Below are 17,710 nucleotides of genomic sequence, written 5' to 3'. Positions count from 1 at the left end.
GCCCGGGTCGGCAGCGCGGACCGGCGCTCGGGTGGTAGACCACTGGGGGTGACCACCGACACCAGCTCCGGCTCCGGCGCGCCCGGCGCGACACCCGCGTCCGACGCCCCGCCGGCCCCCGCCACCCCGTTCCACGACCTCGCCGCCTACATCGCCCTCCCGCGCGTGTCGGGCCTCGCCCTCTCGCGCGACGGCTCCCGCCTCGTGACCTCGGTCGCGAGGCTCGACCCGAAGGGCACCACGTACCTGACCGCGCTGTGGGAGGTGGACCCGGAGGGCCGCGAGCCGGCGCGCCGGTTGACCCGCAGCGCCAAGGGCGAGTCCGGCGCGGCGTTCACGGCCACCGGTGACCTGCTGTTCACGAGCGCGCGCCCCGACCCGGACCCGCAGGAGGGCGCCGACGACGAGCCCGCGCCGGCGCTGTGGCTCCTGCCCGCGCGCGGCGGCGAGGCGCGCGTCGTGGCGGCGCGCGGAGCGGGCCTCGGCGGCATCAAGGTCGCCGCCGGCGCGCCCGTCGTGCTCGTCGGCTCGGACGTCCTGCCGCGCGCGGTCGACGGCGCCGAGGACGACCGGCTCCGCAAGGCCCGCAAGGAGAAGAAGGTCGCGGCGATCCTGCACTCGACGTACCCGGTCCGGTACTGGGACCACGACCTCGGCCCGGCGACCCCGCACCTGTTCGCCGCGACGCTGCCCGCGGCGGCGACGAGCGACGTGGGTGCCGACGACGTCTCGGGCCTCGAGAAGCTGCACGCGGGCGTGCCCGACGAGCGCCCCGAGCTGCGGGACCTCACGCCGGGCGCCGCGGCGGCGCTCGTCGAGCAGGGGTACGCGCTGTCGCCCGACGGCGGCACGGTCGTCACCGGCTGGTCGGTGCCGCAGGCCCGCGGCGCGGTCCGCAGCCGGCTCGTCGCGATCGACGTCGCGACCGGCGAGCGGCGGGTCCTCGTGGACGACGCCGCGGCCGACCTCGGGTCCCCGGTCGTCTCGCCCGACGGGCGCTGGGTCGCGTACGAGCGCGAGACGATCTCGACGCCGCACCGCGCACCCGCGGTGTCGCTCCAGGTCGTGGCGCTCGACGGCTCGGGCCAGCCGCGGACCCTGGCGCCGGACTGGGACCGCTGGCCGCACGGCGCGACGTGGCTCCCGGACTCGAGCGGCCTGCTCGTGGTGGCCGACGACGACGGGCGTGCGCCGGTCTTCCACGTCGACCTCGGCTCGGGCGCCGTGGCGCGCGTGACGGGCGACGACGCCGCGTTCACCGACCTCCAGGTCAGCCCCGACGGCGCGACGCTGTACGCGCTGCGGGCCTCCTACCTCGCCCCCGCGCACCCGGTCCGGGTCGACCTCGCCGCGGCGCTCGCGTCGGGCACGCCCGTCGCCGCCACCGCGCTCCGCAGCCCCGCTGCGACGCCCGCCCTCCCCGGCACGCTGCAGGACGTCGAGGCCACCGCGGCTGACGGCGTGCGCGTCCGGTCGTGGCTCGCGCTGCCCGAGGGCGCCTCGGCCGAGAACCCGGCGCCGTTGCTGCTGTGGATCCACGGCGGCCCGCTCGGCTCGTGGAACGCGTGGTCGTGGCGCTGGAACCCGTGGCTGCTCGTCGCGCAGGGGTACGCCGTCCTGCTGCCCGACCCGGCGCTGTCCACCGGGTACGGCCAGGAGTTCGTGCAGCGCGGCTGGGGCTCGTGGGGCGCCGCGCCGTACACCGACCTCATGGCGGCGACGGACGCGGCCGAGGCCCGCCCCGACGTCGACGAGACGCGGACCGCGGCGATGGGCGGCTCGTTCGGCGGCTACATGGCGAACTGGGTCGCGGGGCACACCGACCGGTTCCGCGCGGTCGTCACGCACGCGAGCCTGTGGGCGCTCGACCAGTTCGGCCCCACGACCGACGCGGCGTACTACTGGGCGCGCGAGATGACCGACGAGATGGCGCTCGAGAACTCCCCGCACCGGTTCGTCGAGCAGATCGTCACCCCGATGCTCGTGGTCCACGGCGACAAGGACTACCGGGTGCCGATCGGCGAGGGGCTGCGGCTCTGGTACGAGCTCGTCGCGCACTCGGGGCTGCCCGCGGACGACGACGGCGTCACACCGCACCGGTTCCTGTACTACCCCGACGAGAACCACTGGATCCTGACGCCGCAGCACGCGGTCGTCTGGTACCAGGTCGTCGAGGCGTTCCTCGCGCAGCACGTCCTGGGGCTCACGGGGGACGACGCGCCCGCGCTGCCCGAGCTGCTGGGCTGACCCGCGCGGCGCCGGGCCGGGCGACCGGTCCGGCGCCTCGGGGCGACCGGGTTCGTGCCGCGGGGCGACCGGGTTCGTCGTGCCGCGGGGCGACCGGCCCGGCTGGGGCGGATGGCGACCGACCCGGCGCCGAGGACGAGTCGCGCTCAGCTGCGCGCGAGCACCCCGCCCCGGTGCCGCAGCGCCGTCCCGAGGGCGAGCCCCGCGAGCACGCCCAACGAGATCGCGACCATCGTGGTCGCGGCCGTGACGACCGTCGCGAGCGCGCGCGTGTCGTCGCCCAGGATCGACGTGACCCCGACGAGCCCGAGCGCCCCGGGCACGAGCAGCCAGAAGCCGGGCAGGAAGCCCACGAGCGTCGGAGGCCCGGTCGGGCGGGTCGAGGCGTACATCGCGACGAGCGTCATGAGCAGGGCGCCGACGAACGCGGAGAACACCCCGCCGAAGAACAGGCCGCCGAGCACCTGACCCGCGTACGCGACGGTCAGCACGAGCAGGACCCACGGCAGCGTCGACCGCCGGGCGCAGTTGTGGAAGACGACGCCGACGCCGTACACGACGACCCCGATCCACGGCCCGGCCCAGCCCAGCGGGTGGTACGGCGCGGACCCGACGTCGGACGCCGGGACGCCCACGAGCGCGGCCGCCGTGGTGATGCCGAGCGCGAGCAGCACCAGCTGCATGCCGCCCGCCGCGAGCCGGGCCGAGCCCGCGACCATCTGCCGGGTCGCGAGGTCGATCGCGGCGGTCGTGAGCAGGGCGCCCGGCAGGAAGCTGACCAGCGGCGCGACGAGCGGCGCGAGCATGCCGACGTCCGCCCCGGTGCGGGAGAGCAGGAACACCGCGACGGACACCACGAACGCGCACCCCAGCACCAGCAGCGCCTGGTACGCCCCCGCGACGCGCGTGCCCGCCACGACCGCCCCGGCGATCACGGTCCCGAGCGCGGCCGCCGCGAGCACGTCGACGAGGCTCCCGCCCAGGATCATCGCGAGGCCTGCCGACACCCCCATGTACCCGAGCACGCGCACCGGCCCGTGGTAGAGCGGCGGTGCGTCGACCGCGGCCCGCACCCGCGCCGTCCCCTCCGCGGGAGTCAGGTCGCCCCGCTCGGCGAGCTCGGCGACCTCGAGCACGTCCTGGACCTGGTGCAGGCGCAGCTGACGCACCCCCGTGGACGACGCCGCCGTCTGCGGGTGCACCTCGCCCGGCACGGACACGAGCAGCGCCGTGGGCAGCGCGACGATCTCGACCTCGGGCGCACCGTTGACCGCGGCGACGCGCTCGAGGGTCTCGGTGACCTGCGCGACGGGGACGCTCGAGTCGATCATCGCCTCGCCCAGCACCATGAGGAAGCGCACGGTCTCCGCGCGCCGTTCCACGTCGTCGGGTGCGCCGGGGACCGCCGGGGGGACCGCCACGAGGGCGTCGGCCCGCAGGGCGTCGGCCGGTAGCGCGCCGGCCGGGAGGGCACTCGTGGGCAGGGCACCCGCGGACAGGGCGTCGGCCGGCAGGGCGTCCGCCGCCGGGGGACCCGCTGGCGGCGCCTCCGCGTGCAGGGCCTCGCCGGTGCCCGCGCGTCGGCGCCGGCCGAGCATCGCGAGCGTGATGGCCGCCAGCACGACGACGAGCACCAGGGCGGCGGTGACGAGGGTGCCGGTCGGGATGGTGGACGCCGCCGCGCTCGGCTGGTCCGTCCACACGGGCGCGATCGACGTCGGCACGGGGGCCGGGGTCTCGGTGGGCGACCCGGTGGGCGTCGGCGTCGGCGTGGGGCCGGGCGCGGTCGGTGTGCCGGCCGGCGTCTCCGACGGGGACGAGGTGGGCGTCGGCACCGGGCCCGGCGCGCTCTCGTCCGCCGTGGTCGTCGGCTCGGGCGACGGCTCGGCGGTCTCCGTGGCGTCGGGCGTCGGCGCTGTCGTCGTGGTCGGCGTGGGGGAGGGGGACACGTCGACGAGGTGGACCGCGCTCCCGGCGGCCGCGAGCGCCGGGAGGTCGGTGGGTGACGCGGCCATCGTCGCCTCCCACCGGTCGGTCGCCCACCCGCAGCCGGGGGTCGTCCGGCTGCCGTGCGCAGCCGCGGCTCGGAACCTAGCACCGGCCCGCCGGCGTCACCCGCGGGCCTGGACGGTCCCCCAGATGGACGACGGCCGTCCGGGTGAGTCGAGGGCGGTAGCCTGCGTCCGACCGCCGCCGGTGCGGCGTGCACTCCGCCGTGCACGCACCCGTTCGGGGTCGCGCGGCGCCACAGGTGTGCCTCAGGGGGATCTCGTGCTGTCCACGTCCGGCCCGTTCTCGGGTCGGCAGGATCGGCGCGCGCCAGGGGTGTCGCAAATGAGAGGTTACTCACTTTTGCGCGGTCTGTCACATCCGCCGGCTCGGCGTGCCACGACCCGCCCGTCCTGACAGAGGTCCTGATGCATCCTCGACCCTCCCCGACCACCCTCGCCCTGCTGCTCGTGAGCTCGTCCCTGGTGCTCGGGGCCTGCTCGGCGGACGAGCCGCCCGCCACGTCGGCCGCCGTGTCGGCCACGCCCGAGACCACCGCCGCGGACGTCCCGACGCGCACGGTGCTCGACGACGTGGGCCGCGAGGTCGTCGTCCCGGAGCTCCCGCAGCGCGTCGCCGTCCTCAACGAGGAGATCCTCGACGCCGCGCTCATCCTGGGCGTGGAGCCGGTCGGGATCAGCCTCGGACGTCACCAGCGCACCGCCGCCGCGTACCTCCAGGACCGCAAGCCCGAGCTGACCTACCTCGTCAACGCCGGTCTGCCCGACTCCCCGGACGTCGGCGCCGTGCTCATCGCCGAGCCCGACCTCGTGGTCACGGGCGACGCCACGGCGCCCGACGTGCTCGCGGGCCTCGAGGCGATCGCCCCCACGTTCGTCGCGCGGGACGACGCCGGCTGGACCGAGATGCTCCGCGCCGTCGGGGTGGCGGTCGGCCGCGAGGACCAGGCCGAGACCTGGATCGGCGGGTACGAGTGGCGCACCCAGGGGGCGCGGACCGTCATCGCCGAGGCGGGCAACGCGGGGCGGTCCGTCACGCTGGCCCTCTGGACCGAGGACGGCCCCGTCGTCCTCGACGCCACGTCGTTCGCCGGGGGTGTCGCGGAGTCGGTGGGTCTCACGGTCGCGGGCACGCCGGCCGCCGCCGGGGGCGCGGCTCCGGCCGACAGCCTGCCCGGTCCCGTGACCCCCGTCGCGGAGCTGCCGGCGTCCGACTGGTTGTTCGTCTTCGCGTTCGACGCCCTCGGGCCCGACGGCGAGGCGCTCGACGCCGCGATGGAGTCCTCCGCCGCGCGCGCGCTGCCCGCCGTCGCCGCCGGTCACGTCTCGGTGGTCGACGGCTCCGCGTGGGCGACCCGGGGTGGCCCCGCCGCCGCGCACCTCGTGCTCGACGGCCTGCTCGCCGCGTTCGGTGCGTGACGCGCCACGGACGGGTGACCCCGCCGGGCCGCGTCTCACCCCGTCTCGACGCGCGCAGGTGCCCGGTCCGCGCCATAGTCGGGTCAAGAACCGGGCGGACCAGCCCGGCGCGACCGGAGGAGTGACCATGGGAATCGGTGGTGGCATCACCCTGATCGTGATCGGCGCGATCCTCGCGTTCGCCGTCCAGGACAGCATCTCGGGGATCGACCTGACCATGATCGGGTACATCTGCCTCGGTGCGGGCATCCTCGCGCTCATCCTCACGCTCGCCCTGAACGCGCAGCGTCAGAAGACGACGAACCACACGGTCGTCGAGCGTCACGACGGCACCGCCCCGCCGCCGCCCACCTACTGAGCGGCAGGCCGGGCACCTCGCTCGACGAGCCGGACCTCGCGGGGAAGCGCGAGGTGACCGGCGCACGCACGGCCACGACGGCGCTCGTCCTCCTCACGGGGGGACGGGCGCCGTCGTCGTTGTGCGGGCGACCCGCGTCCGGCGCGACCTGCCTCAGCGCTGTGAGGTCCGCGGTGACCGGGCCGGTCCTGCGCGCAGGTCGGCGGTCAGGCCCTCGGTGTCCAGCGGCCGCGGTGGACGACGTCCTCGACGCCGCGGCGCGGGCGCCGGGCCGCGGAGCCGGGGAGGTGCTCGACGGGCGCAGGGTGCCCCACGGTGATGGCGCCGACCGGCTCGAGGTGCTCCGGGACGCCGAACGCCTCCCGGTAGGCCGGGGTGCGCTCGGCGGGGATGCCGAAGAAGCACGCGCCGAGCCCCTCGTCGACCGCGGTCTGCAGCACGAGGAGCGCCGCCATGCCCGCGTCGACGTACCAGTACGGGACGGCCCACGGGACGCCGCCGTCCGGGTCCGTGCGGGGACCCGGCGCCGGGTTGCCGTCGGGGTGCGGCTCAGGCGTGTGTCCCGCGGTCGCGAACCCGTCCGGTGTCCCCGCGGCGGCTCCGGTGTCCCGTCCGCCGTCCGTCGCGCCACCCCGGGGTTCCGCCGCCCCGCCGGGCGTCGCCGCGTCCCGCCGCTTGTCCGGCTGGGCGTAGCGTGCCCGGTACGCCGCGGCGTCGGCGTGCGGCACGACGACGACCGGCGCGACGCGCATCGAGCGCAGCCAGCGGCTGGCCGGGCCGGTGGGCGCGGTGACGTCCCAGAACCGTGCGACGTCGACCGCGGTGTCGAGCACGAGGAAGCCCCAGCCCTGGCTGAAGCCCGCGCTGGGCGCCCGCACCGCGTTCGCGAGCATGCGGTCGACCGCCGCGCGCTCGACGGGCGCGTCGGTGTAGGTCCGCACCATGCGCCGGCGTCGCACGACGTCCTGGAAGTCCATGCCCCGATCATCGCGCGCCCGTCCCCCGGGGCGCCGTCCGAGCCGGCGGCCGAGAGGTGTGCCCCGGCGCGTCGACCGCCCGCCCGCACGCCCGCCGGCCGAGGGGTGAACCGGCGCGTCGACCGACCGCCCGCACGCCGAGGGGTGCCCCGCGGTCGGTCGCGCGCCCACGCACGGCAGAGCCCCCACCGGAGTGCGCCGGTGGGGGCTCTGCTGCTGCGGTGGCGGCGCGGGGCCGCGGTCGGGCCGTCGGGCGGACGGGGTCAGGTCAGGCCGGGTCGGTTCAGCTCAGCGTGCAGCTCACGCCGTTGAGCGTCACCGCGGTCGGGGCCTTCGGGGCTCCGGAGCCGTTGAACCCGAACTGCACCGAGCCCTTCGCGGGGATCGAGCTGTTCCAGGCGGCACCCTTCGCGCTCACGGTGGTCCCGGACTGGGTCGTCGTGCTGCTCCACGCCTGCGTGACCTTCTCGCCGTTCGTGAACGTCCAGCGCAGCTCCCACGCGTTCACCGCGGAGGTGCCGCCGTTGTTGACGGTCACCTGGCCGGTGAAGCCGGTGTTCCACGCGTTCGAGGTGTCGAACTTCACCGAGCACGCACCGGGTGCGGAGGTGGGGTTCGGCGTCGCGGTGGGCGTCGCCGTCGGGGTCGGCGTGGCGGTCGGGGTGACCGTGGGCGTCGGGGTGGGCGTCGGGGTGGGCGTGACCGTCGGCGTCGGCGTCGGGGTCGGGGTCGGGGTCGGGGTGACGGTGCCGCCCTGGAAGATCACGTCCGCGCAGTTGTAGAAGGCCTCGGGGCTGTCCGAGCGCGTCCAGATCGAGTAGATGATGTGGCGCCCGCTCTTGTTCGGCAGCGTCGCGTCCCAGTAGTACTCGGCGCCCTGCGGGCCGCCCTCGCGCAGCGGCGGGTTCGTGACCTCGTTGAACGGCGCGGCCTCGAGGTCGCTCCACTTGAGCGGGCTGTTCGGGTTCCAGCCGTCCTTGGTCACGTACTGCGACCAGGTGCCGGGGTGCCGGGCCCACGCGTTGTACTGCATCGTGATCTTCGAGCCGGCCTGGAGGGTCGTCGTCGGCCAGTCGGTGCGGGCCGCGCGGGCGCCGCTGAACGTCGCGAGCGGGCCGCACAGGTTGCCGTCGGGCACGACGCTGCGGTGCTGACCCGCGGCGTTGCTGAGCAGGTTCCCGAACCAGTTGTAGAACGGGTAGTTGCCGTTCTCCGCGAGCAGGTTCTGGCAGGCGGCGTTCGTCGGGTTCAGGCCGCCGCCGGCACCGTTCTCGACACCGTTGACGTAGCAGGCGTACGTGCGCGTCGCGGGGTACGTGAGCCCGCCGTGCGCTGCGGCCGGGGACGCCGGCAGGCCGACGAGCAGCGCGGCTCCGACGGCGGCGGCGGAGGCGACCGCGAGGCGTCGCAACGTGTGTCTTCCGAGGGACATGACTGCTCCTTGTGGCGGGACGGCGGCGCCAGGTGGGCGCCGTGGGGCCGAGCGGCCTGTCGTCCGGCCGTGGCGGACGCGGCGACGGTGCGGCGTCGGCCCCGGTCGCGGGAGCGTGCGAGGGGTGGCCGGACGAGAGGCGTGCGGGTGAGGACGTGCGTGGCGGTCGGGCGGGGGTGTGCGTGGTGAGGGGTCCAGGCTCGGCGGGGCCGTCGGGGGCGTCAACGCACCTAAACGGTTCGTCGGCGACGGTGCCGGTGGGTCGCCGGGCGCAGTCGCCGGGTGCGCGTCGGTGGCGGCGGGCACACTGGGAAGACGTCGCGAACTGCGGGACTGCCCGAAGGTGCAGCCGGGTCCGCGCTGGCGGACGGCGTCCTGCAGGGGGACCGCCGCCGGAAGGGGGCACACCATGGACAGGGACGAGGCGCGCGAGATCAAGTCGCAGCTCGCGGACTACGTGCACGACCTCGCGCAGCGCGAGGTGCACGCCTCCGGGGTCGCGACGGACATCGTCCCCACGCTCGGGCTCGGCCTGGCGCCGAAGGGCGACGGCAGCTACGCCCTGGCGGTGCGCTACTGGCTCGGGTCGCCGCGCGTGCGGGCGATCGCCCGACGGGTCGCGGAGCAGATCGGGCCGGTCGGCGCCGACGTGCGCCGCACGGGGCGGATCCGTCCGCTCGCGCAGCCCGTGCCGCTGCCGGGCGACGGCTCGGCGGACGGCAGCCCGGGCTCGGACGGAGCTGCCCCGCACCGCAAGGGCCCGCGTCCGCCCGTCGTCACGGCGCTCGCCGCGGGGGAGACGTCCCGGGTCCGACCGCTGCGCCCGGGCGTCTCGATCGCGAACGTCGACGTCACGGCCGGGACGCTCGGTGCGTTCGTCCGGGTCGACGGGGTGCTCCACGCGCTGTCGAACTACCACGTGCTGGCCGGCTCGCCCACCGCCGAGATCGGCGACGTCGTCGTGCAGCCCGGCCCCGCGGACGGCGGGCGCGCCCCGCGCGACCGTGTCGGGACGCTCTCCTCGATGGTCCCGATGCGACGCGGCCGCACCGCGACGGTCGACGCGGCGCTCGCGGTGCTCGACGAGCAGGAGGTCGACCTCGAGTACCCGGTCGGCCGTGTCACCCGAACGGCTGTCGCACTCGGGGGTGAGGATGTCGAGAAGATCGGCCGCACCACGGCCGTGACGACGGGTCGGGTGACCGCGATCGAGCTCGACGACATCGTCGTCGGCTACGGCGACGAGCTGGGTGCACTGCGCTTCGACGACCAGATCGAGGTCGAGTCCACGGGCCCCGGGCCGTTCTCCCGCGGAGGGGACTCGGGCTCGCTCGTGTACACCCAGGACGGGATCGCCCTCGGTCTGCTCTTTGCGGGGAGCGAGACGGGGGGCGACAATGGCACCGGGCTGACGTACCTCAACCCGATCGACACCGTCCTCGCCGCACTCGGGGCGGAGCTCGCGCAGTAGTCCCCCCGCGCGCCGCTCACCCCCGGCCCCCTCGCCGGCGCGACGGTCACGCGAGAGGCGGTATCCCGGTGACGGATCTCGAGCACGCGCGCGCAGCGAAGGACCGGCTACGACAGACCCTCGCGGGGCGCGACGGCATCACCGGGATCGGGATCTCGCGCGGCGCCGACGGCTACGGCGTCCAGGTGAACGTGACGCAGGCGGCGCACCGGGCCGCCGTCCCCGCGCACGTCGACGGCGTCGACGTACGCGTGCGCGTCACCGGACCCGTGCACGCCCAGCCGGTACGCCGCAGCCGCCACGCGGGCTGAGCCGACGGCGAAAGCGGGCTCAGGCCCGAGCAGGCACGCGGGCTGAGGCTGGATCACGCACGCGGGCTGAGGCTGGATCACGCACGCGGGCGGAGGCCCGAGCAGGCACGCGGGCGGAGGCCCGAGCAGGCTCTCGGGCGGAGGCCCGATCGCGCACGCGGGGCGAGCGCGACCGCACCTCGACCGGCGACCGTGCCAGCGGCCCTGCCCGTGCCCGGCCGCGCCGACCCCGTGCGGACGGCGGTCCGCCCGGTGCGCCACCGGACGGACCACCGCCCCTCGCCCGGTCACCCGCCCGTGGGCGGCGACGCTGCGGTCCTCGGCCGGACGAGGGGGGTGCCGGCCGGGCCACGAGCTCCGGACGTCGCGACCGGGGTGCGGTGGGGCGGCCCACCGGACGCGACCCCATCAGGCTCCGGTCCGCCCGACGGCCGGGTCAACGTGACGAATCGCTTCGCGGACGGTTCCGTGGACCGTCGCGGCGTCAGGTTCACTAGGACCATGACGCAGAGCACCGCCCGCCTCCCCCGAGTCCGCGCCTCGGAGCTCACCGGCCGCGGTTGGCTCAACACCGGCGGCCGCGACGTGACGCTCGCGGAGCTCCGCGGGAAGATCGTGATCCTCGACTTCTGGACGTTCTGCTGCATCAACTGCCTGCACGTCCTCGACGAGCTGCGCGCGCTCGAGGAGCAGCACCGCGACGTCCTCGTCATCGTCGGCGTGCACTCCCCGAAGTTCGTGCACGAGGCGGACCCGGTCGCGCTCGCCGCGGCGGTCGAGCGCTACGAGGTGCACCACCCGGTCCTCGACGACCCGGACCTCACCACGTGGTCGGCGTACACCGCGCGTGCGTGGCCGACGCTCGTCGTCATCGACCCCGAGGGCTACATCGTCGCGCAGATGGCCGGCGAGGGTCACCAGCACAACGTCGAGGTGCTCGTCCGCGACCTCGTCGCCGAGCACGAGGCCAAGGGGACGCTGCACCGGGGGAGCGGCCCGTACGTCCCGCCGGAGCCGACGTCCGGCACGCTGCGGTTCCCCGCGAAGGCCCTGACGCTCCCGGGCGGGAACCTGCTGGTGGCCGACGCCGGGCACCACGGGCTCGCCGAGCTCGCGCCGGACGGCGAGACGCTCGTGCGCCGCATCGGCTCGGGCGAGCGCGGGCTCCTCGACGGCGGGCCGGGCGAGGCGCGGTTCAGCGAGCCCAACGGCCTGTGTCTGGTGCCCGACGAGCTGCGCGAGCGCGTCGGCTACGACGTGCTCGTCGCCGACACGGTCAATCACGCGCTGCGCGGGGTGCGGCTCGCGGACGGGCACGTGACGACGGTCGCCGGGACCGGCGAGCAGTACATGGTCGGCGCGGTCGACAACGTGCTCGACGCCGCCGACGCCGCGCGCGCCGCGGACCCGGCCGCCGCCGCCGACGTCCGGGGAGCGGCCGGTGCTCTGCCCGACGCCCGCCGCCACAAGCTCTCCTCGCCGTGGGACGTCGCCTGGTACGCCCCGCTCGGCACGTTCGTGGTCGCGATGGCCGGCAACCACACGCTGTGGACGTTCGACGCGGAGCGCGGCTCGGTCGCGCACGTCGCGGGCACGATGAACGAGGGGCTGCTCGACGGCCCGCTCGCCGACGCGTGGTTCGCGCAGCCGTCGGGCCTCGCGGTCGGCCCGGACGGGCGGCTGTGGCTCGCGGACGCCGAGACGTCGGCGCTGCGCTGGGTCGAGCCGTGGGCCGACGCGAGCGCCGGCACGGACAGCGGGCCGGCGTCCGACGCTGCGAGCCCGACCGTGCACAGCGCGGTCGGGGCGGGGCTGTTCGACTTCGGGCACCGCGACGGTGCCGCGGACCAGGCGCTGCTGCAGCACCCGCTCGGCGTGGCGGTGCTCCCCGACGGCTCGGTCGCCGTCGCCGACACCTACAACGGGGCGGTCCGCCGCTACGTGCCGCCCGCGGGCGACGGCGCGGTCGGGGAGGTCACGACGCTCGCGACCGGGCTCGCGGAGCCGAGCGGCATCGTCGTCCTGGCCCCCGAGGACGGCGGGTCGGGGCTCTCGCTCCTCGTCGTCGAGTCCGCGGCGCACCGGCTCACGCGGGTCGCGCTGCCGGCGGCGCTCGCGGGCCAGATCCTGGACTCGGGTGCGCACCGCACGCAGCGCCCGGTGACCGAGCTCGCGGCGGGCGAGGTCCGGCTCGACGTCGTGTTCACGCCCGCGGCCGGGCAGAAGTACGACGACCGGTACGGCCCCTCGACCCGGCTCAAGGTCGCCTCGACACCCCCGGAGCTGCTGCTCGACGGCGCGGGCGACGACGTCCCGCTCGAGCGCGTGCTGCGGCTCAACCCGGACGTGCCCGAGGGCGTGCTGCACGTGACCGCGCACGCGGCGAGCTGCGACGCCGACCCGGCGATCGAGTACCCGGCGTGCCACCTCAACGCGCAGGACTGGGGCGTCCCGGTCCGCCTCGTCGACGGGGGCCCCGCGACGCTCACGCTCCCGCTGCACGGCTGACCGGCACCGGTCGCTGCCCGTCCGCCGGCCCTCGCCGTCGGAGGTCCGGGCGACCCGCCCCCGCCCGGCGCGGGTCCGGGCGACCGCTCCCGCCCGGTGCGGGTTCGCGCGACTCGTTCCCGCCCGGCGGGGGTCGGGTGCCTGGCCCGCTCCGGCAGCGGTCGGGCGGCCCGCGCACGTGCGCGACCCGCCCGACCCGTCACCGCAGCGCCGCCGCCGCCGTACCCGTCAGGCGTCGCAGCCGATGGGCTGCGTGCCGAACGCGACGTCGTCGAGCCACAGGTTGAACTCGGCCGGCGTCGCGCCGCCCTGGTAGAGCTGCCAGCCGACCTTGACCTCGCCGAAGTCCGGGAAGACGAACGGCACGTCGGCGCCGCCCGCGGTCTCCGTGTCGACCGTGAGCTCCTCCTGGAGGTCCCCGTCGATCCAGACCTGCACGCGGTTGTCCGACGCGTCGAGCTGCCACTCGACGCACTGCCAGCGATCCGCCACGGACGGCGACGACTCCTGCCAGCTCGTCCAGTCGCCGGTCGGCCCGCCGTCGGACCCGACGCCCCAGAAGACCCCGGGAACGGTCGGCGCGTACTGCCCGCCGATCGGGCGCACGACCCCGGCACCCTCGCCGGACGCCTCGACGAGCGTGTAGTGCGCCCAGTCGGGCGCGGTCGGGAACGCGTCGACCTTGACGCGGATGCGCCCGTAGAAGCTGTTGTCGGGCGGGTCGACGCGGATGACCATGAACGCCCGGCCGTTGTCCGCGGTGTGCACGCGCAGCGCGTTCGCCTGCCGCCCGCGCTGCCCGTGACGTCCGTACGGCCCCGGCTGCTCAGCCGTCCGGACCTTCTCGACGGTCAGCGTCCCGGCCCGCGTGTCGATGCCCCAGCGCATGCTCGCGGCGCCGCCGAGGGGCAGCCGCTCGAAGTCCTCGCAGAACAGCAGGCTCTCGTCGGCGCACACGGTCCGCGGGCCGCCGCGCCCGGCCCGGTCGACCTCGCCGGCGCTGGCCCCCGACGCGCCCACGGCCACCGCCGAGGCGGCGAGGGTCGCGGCGGTGGCGGCGAGTGCGACCGCCCGTCGTCCACGTCCTCGGGCGCCCCCTCCGGCGCCCGTCCGGCGCGGTCCGGGTGCTGACGTCTGCTGTGCGGTCGGCTTCCTCATCGATGCTCCCCTGCTCGTGCGAAACCCTCGGAGACGGTCACTGCCGCCGCGGCGACGCGGGACGACGCCGGGCCCGCGCAGCGTAGGGAGGGGCGAGGGCGCGCCGGAACACGGGACGCGCGTGGGGAGCGCACTTGTTCGATTAAGGCGTCGGGACCGGTCGGACGGTCAGCGCAGCGGGGCGCGCTCGTCGGGCGCACTCGTCATCCGGTCGCTCACCTGCCACCGCAGCCACCCGCCCGGGCGGACCGACGGAGTGCCGTCGCGTCAGCGCGCCCCGTGGACCGCGACGTCGACGAGGGCCTGGAGCGCGTCGGCGATGGCCTCGTCGGTCGGCCCGTCGGCGCTGGTCTCGACCTCGACCGACCACGGCGAGTGCTCGACCGTCACGCTGCGCACGTTCGTCGAGTCCGCGGACGGCGTGCCACCGCGGGCGATGGCTGCCGGGACGCCGTCGCCCGCGTCGCGCAGGACGGTCCACGTCGCACCGCCGAGCGCGCTCGTGGCGGCGGCGGCGAGTGCGCACAGGCGCGTGACCGCACCGGTCTGCGCGCCGACGATGGCCGCGACGCCCGCGGTGATGAGCCGGTCGACCGTCACGGCGTTCTCGGCGAGCTCGCGGCGCTTCGCGAGGGCTGCCCGCGCCCGGCTGCGCTTGGCCTGGTACTGCGCGGCGTCGGCGCGGCGGAACAGGGTCCGGGGCTGCTCGACGCGGCCACCGGCGCTCGACGCGATGCCCCACGAGATCGCGGCGCCGTGGGCGAGCGGGAACCCCTTGACCGTCGCGGAGATGACCTGGCTGACCTGCGAGCGCGGGATGCCCGCGGTGACGACGCAGAACTCGTCGCCGCCGAGCCGCGCGGCCGTCGAGCCGGGCAGCTGGTCCTGCACGCGGCGCAGCACGTCCGCGACCGAGCGCAGCAGGTCGTCGCCGGCGTCGTGCCCGAGCTCGTCGTTGACCCGCTTGAGGCCGTCGACGTCGCACATGACGATGCACGTCTCGAGGCCCGTCTGGAGCGCCTGGTCCGCGGCGTGGTCCGCGACGCGGCGGTTCCCGAGCCCGGTGAGAGGGTCGTCGGCGATGAGGTGGCGGACCTGGTCCTCGAGGTCGACGCGCGCGACGGCACCGGCGGCGAGCGCGCACAGCACCTCCGCGGCGGCGAGGTCGTCGACGCCGAACAGCTCGCCGCTGGCGTCGCGGCTCGCGTAGACCTGCCCCCAGACCTGCCCGTTGACGACGATCGGGCTCGCGAGCGCGCTGATCCGGTCGAGCGCGCGCAGGCTCGCGACCTCGACGGGGTCGCCCGTGAGCTCGACGTCGTCCACGTCGTCGCGCACGTGCGCGACCCAGCTCCGGCGGTCACGGATGAGCCCGCGCAGCGCGGGGCGCTCCTCGGCGCGGAACGCGGTCCGGGCGAGCACGGACTCGCGGTCGTCGGGCTCGAGGGCCTCGACGGCGAGCACCGTGCACGTCTCCTGCTCGATGCGGCAGAACGCCGCGGAGCGCGCGTCGAGCAGCGAGTGGGCCATCGCGGCGGCGACCTCGGCGACCTCGGACAGCGTCAGGCAGCGCTCGAGCCGGTGCGCGGCGAGGCCCAGGCCGCGCACCCCGCTGGTCGCGGGTGCGGCGGGGGCTCCGGCAGCTCGTCCTCGTGCAGGCGTCACGTCGCCATCATCCGGCACGCGGACCCGTCCGCAAGGCCGTACGGACCGTTCGGGTGAAAGATCCCGGTCCGGCGTCCAGATCCGCGACGGTCGCGGGGACGGGCCCGGTCGGTGCGCAGGCGCGCGGCGCGGCGCGGCGGGCGGCCGGTGCGGGTCGTCGCAGGTCAGCGGCGGTCGAGCAGGTAGATCCGCGGGTGGTGCCCCTTGGCGAAGACGCGGACCGCGGCGCGCTCCTGCCACAGCCCGGACGCCACGCGCAGGCAGCGCTCCATGACCGTGATCTCGTGGGTGAGCACGACGAGCCGCCCGCCGGGCGCGCACACCGCGTGGGCCGCCTCGAGCAGCTGGGCGTGCACAGCGGCGCTCGTCGCGTGCGAGCCGTGCGTCGTGCCCCAGGGCGGGTCGACGAGCACGAGGTCGAACGGTCCGGCGTCACGCCACGTCCCGCCCGGCGCGAGCACGTCCGCAACGTGGAGCCGGACGTCGTCGGTCAGCCCGGCGGCGGCCACGTTCTCGCGCGTCGCGGCGACCGCCTCGGCGGACACGTCGACGCCGAGGGCGACGGCGGCGGGGCCGGCGAGCAGGCGCTCGACCAGCAGCGTGCCCGACCCGCACATGAGGTTGACGACCCGGTCGCGCGCCCGGACGCCCGCGAGCCGGGCGATGGCCGCCGCGATGGTCGCGTTGACGGCTCCGGGGTAGTCGGCGACCCGCCAGGCGCGTGCGGACAGCGGCGGCCCGCCGAGCCGGACGAGCACGTCCCAGCCGGAGTCGCCGCCGGCGCCACCCGCGCCACCGGCGCCGTCGGGACCTCGTGCGCCGCCTGCGCGGTCGGCACCACGCGCACCGCCCGCGCGGTCGGCACCACGCGCACCGCCTGCACCGCCCGCGCCGCCCGCGCCTCCCGCACCGCCCGTGCGCGACCCGGGGGTGCGGCGGAACCGCACGAGGATCTCGCCGTCGTCGGCGTGGTGGTCCATGCGGCTGGCCTCGGAGAGCAGCGCCGCGAGCCGCTGGAAGACGCTCGACTCGCGTCCCGCGGCCTCGAACCGGAACGTGCGCCGGGCCCCGAGGCGTGCGGAGGCGTCGAGCGCGGCGGCGATCCGCGGCAGGTGCTCCCCGCTGGTCAGCGACTTGGGCCGCGGCACGTCGAAGGTGAGGACCGCGAACACCGCGACGGCGGTGCGGAGCGCGAGCAGGCGGGGGTCGTCGAGCGGGCCGCGGTGCACGAACGTCAGGGTGTCGTCGCGCCCGGGGACCGGGACGGGCGGTCGGGCCGGCGCGAGGACCTCGGTGACCTCGGCCGCGACGACGTCCGCCAGGCCGGGCAGGAACGTGACCTCGATGCGGTGCGTCGCAGGCGTGCGGGCGGGTGCGGGGCGGCGGTCCGGACGGCGGTCGCCGCGCTGCGCGGTCGTCGCCCGGGCGTCACGACCGCGGGTCGGGCGGCCCCGGCGCGGCTGGGGCTCGGGGCGGTCGGCGCGGGCCGGCCGCGGGTGCGGGGCCACTCAGGCGAGGACGGGCAGGCGGGCGCCGACGGCGCGCAGCACGAACGTCACGGTCGCCTCGACGGCGTGGTCGCGCTCGGGCCCGTCGTCGGGCACCCCGCGGCTCGACAGGCACGCGTTGACGAGCGGGACCGTCGTGTCGACGTCCTGGGGCGGGAACGCGCCGGTCTCGACGCCCTCGGTGAGGATGCGCCGCAGGATCTGCTCGACGAGGTGCACGTGCTCGCGGACACGCTGCTGGGTCGCGCGCGAGAGCACCGAGCGCAGGTCCGGCCCCGGGGCCAGGTGGTAGACGCGCTTGAGCTGCGCCTGCGCGCGCACGTAGGTGCGGAGCTGCTCGACCGGGTCCTCGACGTCCTGCAGCGAGCGCTCGAGCGTCGCGACGTACTGCTCGGTCTCGTGCGTGATGAACCCGACGAGCAGCGACTCCTTGTCGGGGAAGTGGTTGTAGACGGCGGTGCGCCCGATGCCGGCGGCGGACGCGATGTCGGCGAGCGTGATCGCGTCGAACCCGCGGTCCGCCATGAGGCTCGAGAGCGCGGCGAACAGCTTCTGACGGGTCTGCGCGCGGTGCTCGTGGAGGGAGCCTCCGATGATCTTCGGCATGCTGACATCCTCGCACGATCTGTCAGTTCGCCGCTCCACCA

13 protein-coding genes are annotated in these 17,710 nt (G+C 76.3%); 6 read left to right on the top strand and 7 right to left on the bottom strand.

The window, feature by feature from the left end:
* Positions 1-48 precede the first annotated feature (48 nt).
* The gene (locus ACWFNE_RS01460; RefSeq protein ID WP_452120680.1) at positions 49-2,247 is read left to right on the top strand and encodes an alpha/beta fold hydrolase; all 2,199 of its coding nucleotides are present in this window, start codon (positions 49-51) and stop codon (positions 2,245-2,247) included.
* A gap of 146 nt (positions 2,248-2,393) precedes the next feature.
* Here ACWFNE_RS01460 and ACWFNE_RS01455 read toward each other — a convergent pair whose 3' ends face one another.
* Complete coding sequence (locus tag ACWFNE_RS01455; protein WP_452120679.1) at positions 2,394-4,262, bottom strand: threonine/serine ThrE exporter family protein; 1,869 nt, start codon at positions 4,260-4,262, stop codon at positions 2,394-2,396.
* Positions 4,263-4,664: 402 nt separating this feature from the next.
* Between ACWFNE_RS01455 and ACWFNE_RS01450 the strand changes: the two genes are divergently transcribed.
* Both ACWFNE_RS01450 and ACWFNE_RS01445 read left to right on the top strand, forming a co-directional pair.
* Positions 4,665-5,675, top strand: a complete 1,011-nt coding sequence (locus ACWFNE_RS01450) for an ABC transporter substrate-binding protein (protein WP_452120678.1) — start codon at positions 4,665-4,667, stop codon at positions 5,673-5,675.
* 127 nt (positions 5,676-5,802) lie between these two features.
* Complete coding sequence (locus ACWFNE_RS01445; protein ID WP_452120677.1) at positions 5,803-6,033, top strand: DUF6458 family protein; 231 nt, start codon at positions 5,803-5,805, stop codon at positions 6,031-6,033.
* A gap of 206 nt (positions 6,034-6,239) precedes the next feature.
* On the opposite strand, the gene ACWFNE_RS01440 is transcribed toward ACWFNE_RS01445, so the two are convergent.
* Complete coding sequence (locus ACWFNE_RS01440) at positions 6,240-7,010, bottom strand: nitroreductase family protein (protein ID WP_452120676.1); 771 nt, start codon at positions 7,008-7,010, stop codon at positions 6,240-6,242.
* A 283-nt stretch (positions 7,011-7,293) separates the two neighbouring features.
* A complete protein-coding gene (locus tag ACWFNE_RS01435) occupies positions 7,294-8,442 on the bottom strand; it encodes a lytic polysaccharide monooxygenase (RefSeq protein ID WP_452120675.1) in 1,149 nt (382 codons plus the stop codon).
* A 409-nt stretch (positions 8,443-8,851) separates the two neighbouring features.
* On the opposite strand from ACWFNE_RS01435, the gene ACWFNE_RS01430 reads away from it, so the two are divergent.
* From ACWFNE_RS01430 to ACWFNE_RS01420, 3 genes are all read left to right on the top strand, one after another.
* A complete protein-coding gene (locus ACWFNE_RS01430; RefSeq protein WP_452120674.1) occupies positions 8,852-9,913 on the top strand; it encodes a hypothetical protein in 1,062 nt (353 codons plus the stop codon).
* 68 nt (positions 9,914-9,981) lie between these two features.
* A complete protein-coding gene (locus tag ACWFNE_RS01425; protein WP_452120673.1) occupies positions 9,982-10,224 on the top strand; it encodes a hypothetical protein in 243 nt (80 codons plus the stop codon).
* A gap of 501 nt (positions 10,225-10,725) precedes the next feature.
* On the top strand, positions 10,726-12,732 hold the full coding sequence (locus ACWFNE_RS01420) for an NHL domain-containing thioredoxin family protein (protein WP_452120672.1): 2,007 nt from the start codon (positions 10,726-10,728) through the stop codon (positions 12,730-12,732).
* 228 nt (positions 12,733-12,960) lie between these two features.
* On the opposite strand, the gene ACWFNE_RS01415 is transcribed toward ACWFNE_RS01420, so the two are convergent.
* The 4 genes from ACWFNE_RS01415 to ACWFNE_RS01400 all read right to left on the bottom strand — a co-directional run bounded on the left by ACWFNE_RS01415 (position 12,961) and on the right by ACWFNE_RS01400 (position 17,669).
* The gene (locus ACWFNE_RS01415) at positions 12,961-13,890 is read right to left on the bottom strand and encodes a hypothetical protein (protein ID WP_452120671.1); all 930 of its coding nucleotides are present in this window, start codon (positions 13,888-13,890) and stop codon (positions 12,961-12,963) included.
* A 267-nt stretch (positions 13,891-14,157) separates the two neighbouring features.
* The gene (locus ACWFNE_RS01410; RefSeq protein WP_452120670.1) at positions 14,158-15,555 is read right to left on the bottom strand and encodes a diguanylate cyclase domain-containing protein; all 1,398 of its coding nucleotides are present in this window, start codon (positions 15,553-15,555) and stop codon (positions 14,158-14,160) included.
* A gap of 164 nt (positions 15,556-15,719) precedes the next feature.
* A complete protein-coding gene (locus ACWFNE_RS01405) occupies positions 15,720-17,063 on the bottom strand; it encodes a methyltransferase (protein ID WP_452120669.1) in 1,344 nt (447 codons plus the stop codon).
* Entirely contained in the window at positions 17,064-17,669 is a 606-nt protein-coding gene (locus ACWFNE_RS01400; protein WP_452120668.1) for a TetR/AcrR family transcriptional regulator, read from the bottom strand.
* Between the last annotated feature and the right edge of the window lie 41 nt (positions 17,670-17,710).

This window comes from Cellulomonas sp. NPDC055163, assembly GCF_053607065.1.
This window is presented reverse-complemented; position numbering and strand designations above follow the sequence as displayed.

Excerpts from the sequence above, each read along its gene's own strand:
- ACWFNE_RS01455 (WP_452120679.1), bottom strand. The coding sequence starts at position 4,262 with ATGGCCGCGTCACCCACCGACCTCCCGGCGCTCGCGGCCGCCGGGAGC.
- ACWFNE_RS01450 (WP_452120678.1), top strand. The coding sequence starts at position 4,665 with ATGCATCCTCGACCCTCCCCGACCACCCTCGCCCTGCTGCTCGTGAGC.
- ACWFNE_RS01445 (WP_452120677.1), top strand. The coding sequence starts at position 5,803 with ATGGGAATCGGTGGTGGCATCACCCTGATCGTGATCGGCGCGATCCTC.
- ACWFNE_RS01440 (WP_452120676.1), bottom strand. The coding sequence starts at position 7,010 with ATGGACTTCCAGGACGTCGTGCGACGCCGGCGCATGGTGCGGACCTAC.
- ACWFNE_RS01435 (WP_452120675.1), bottom strand. The coding sequence starts at position 8,442 with ATGTCCCTCGGAAGACACACGTTGCGACGCCTCGCGGTCGCCTCCGCC.
- ACWFNE_RS01430 (WP_452120674.1), top strand. The coding sequence starts at position 8,852 with ATGGACAGGGACGAGGCGCGCGAGATCAAGTCGCAGCTCGCGGACTAC.
- ACWFNE_RS01420 (WP_452120672.1), top strand. The coding sequence starts at position 10,726 with ATGACGCAGAGCACCGCCCGCCTCCCCCGAGTCCGCGCCTCGGAGCTC.
- ACWFNE_RS01415 (WP_452120671.1), bottom strand. The coding sequence starts at position 13,890 with ATGAGGAAGCCGACCGCACAGCAGACGTCAGCACCCGGACCGCGCCGG.
- ACWFNE_RS01400 (WP_452120668.1), bottom strand. The coding sequence starts at position 17,669 with ATGCCGAAGATCATCGGAGGCTCCCTCCACGAGCACCGCGCGCAGACC.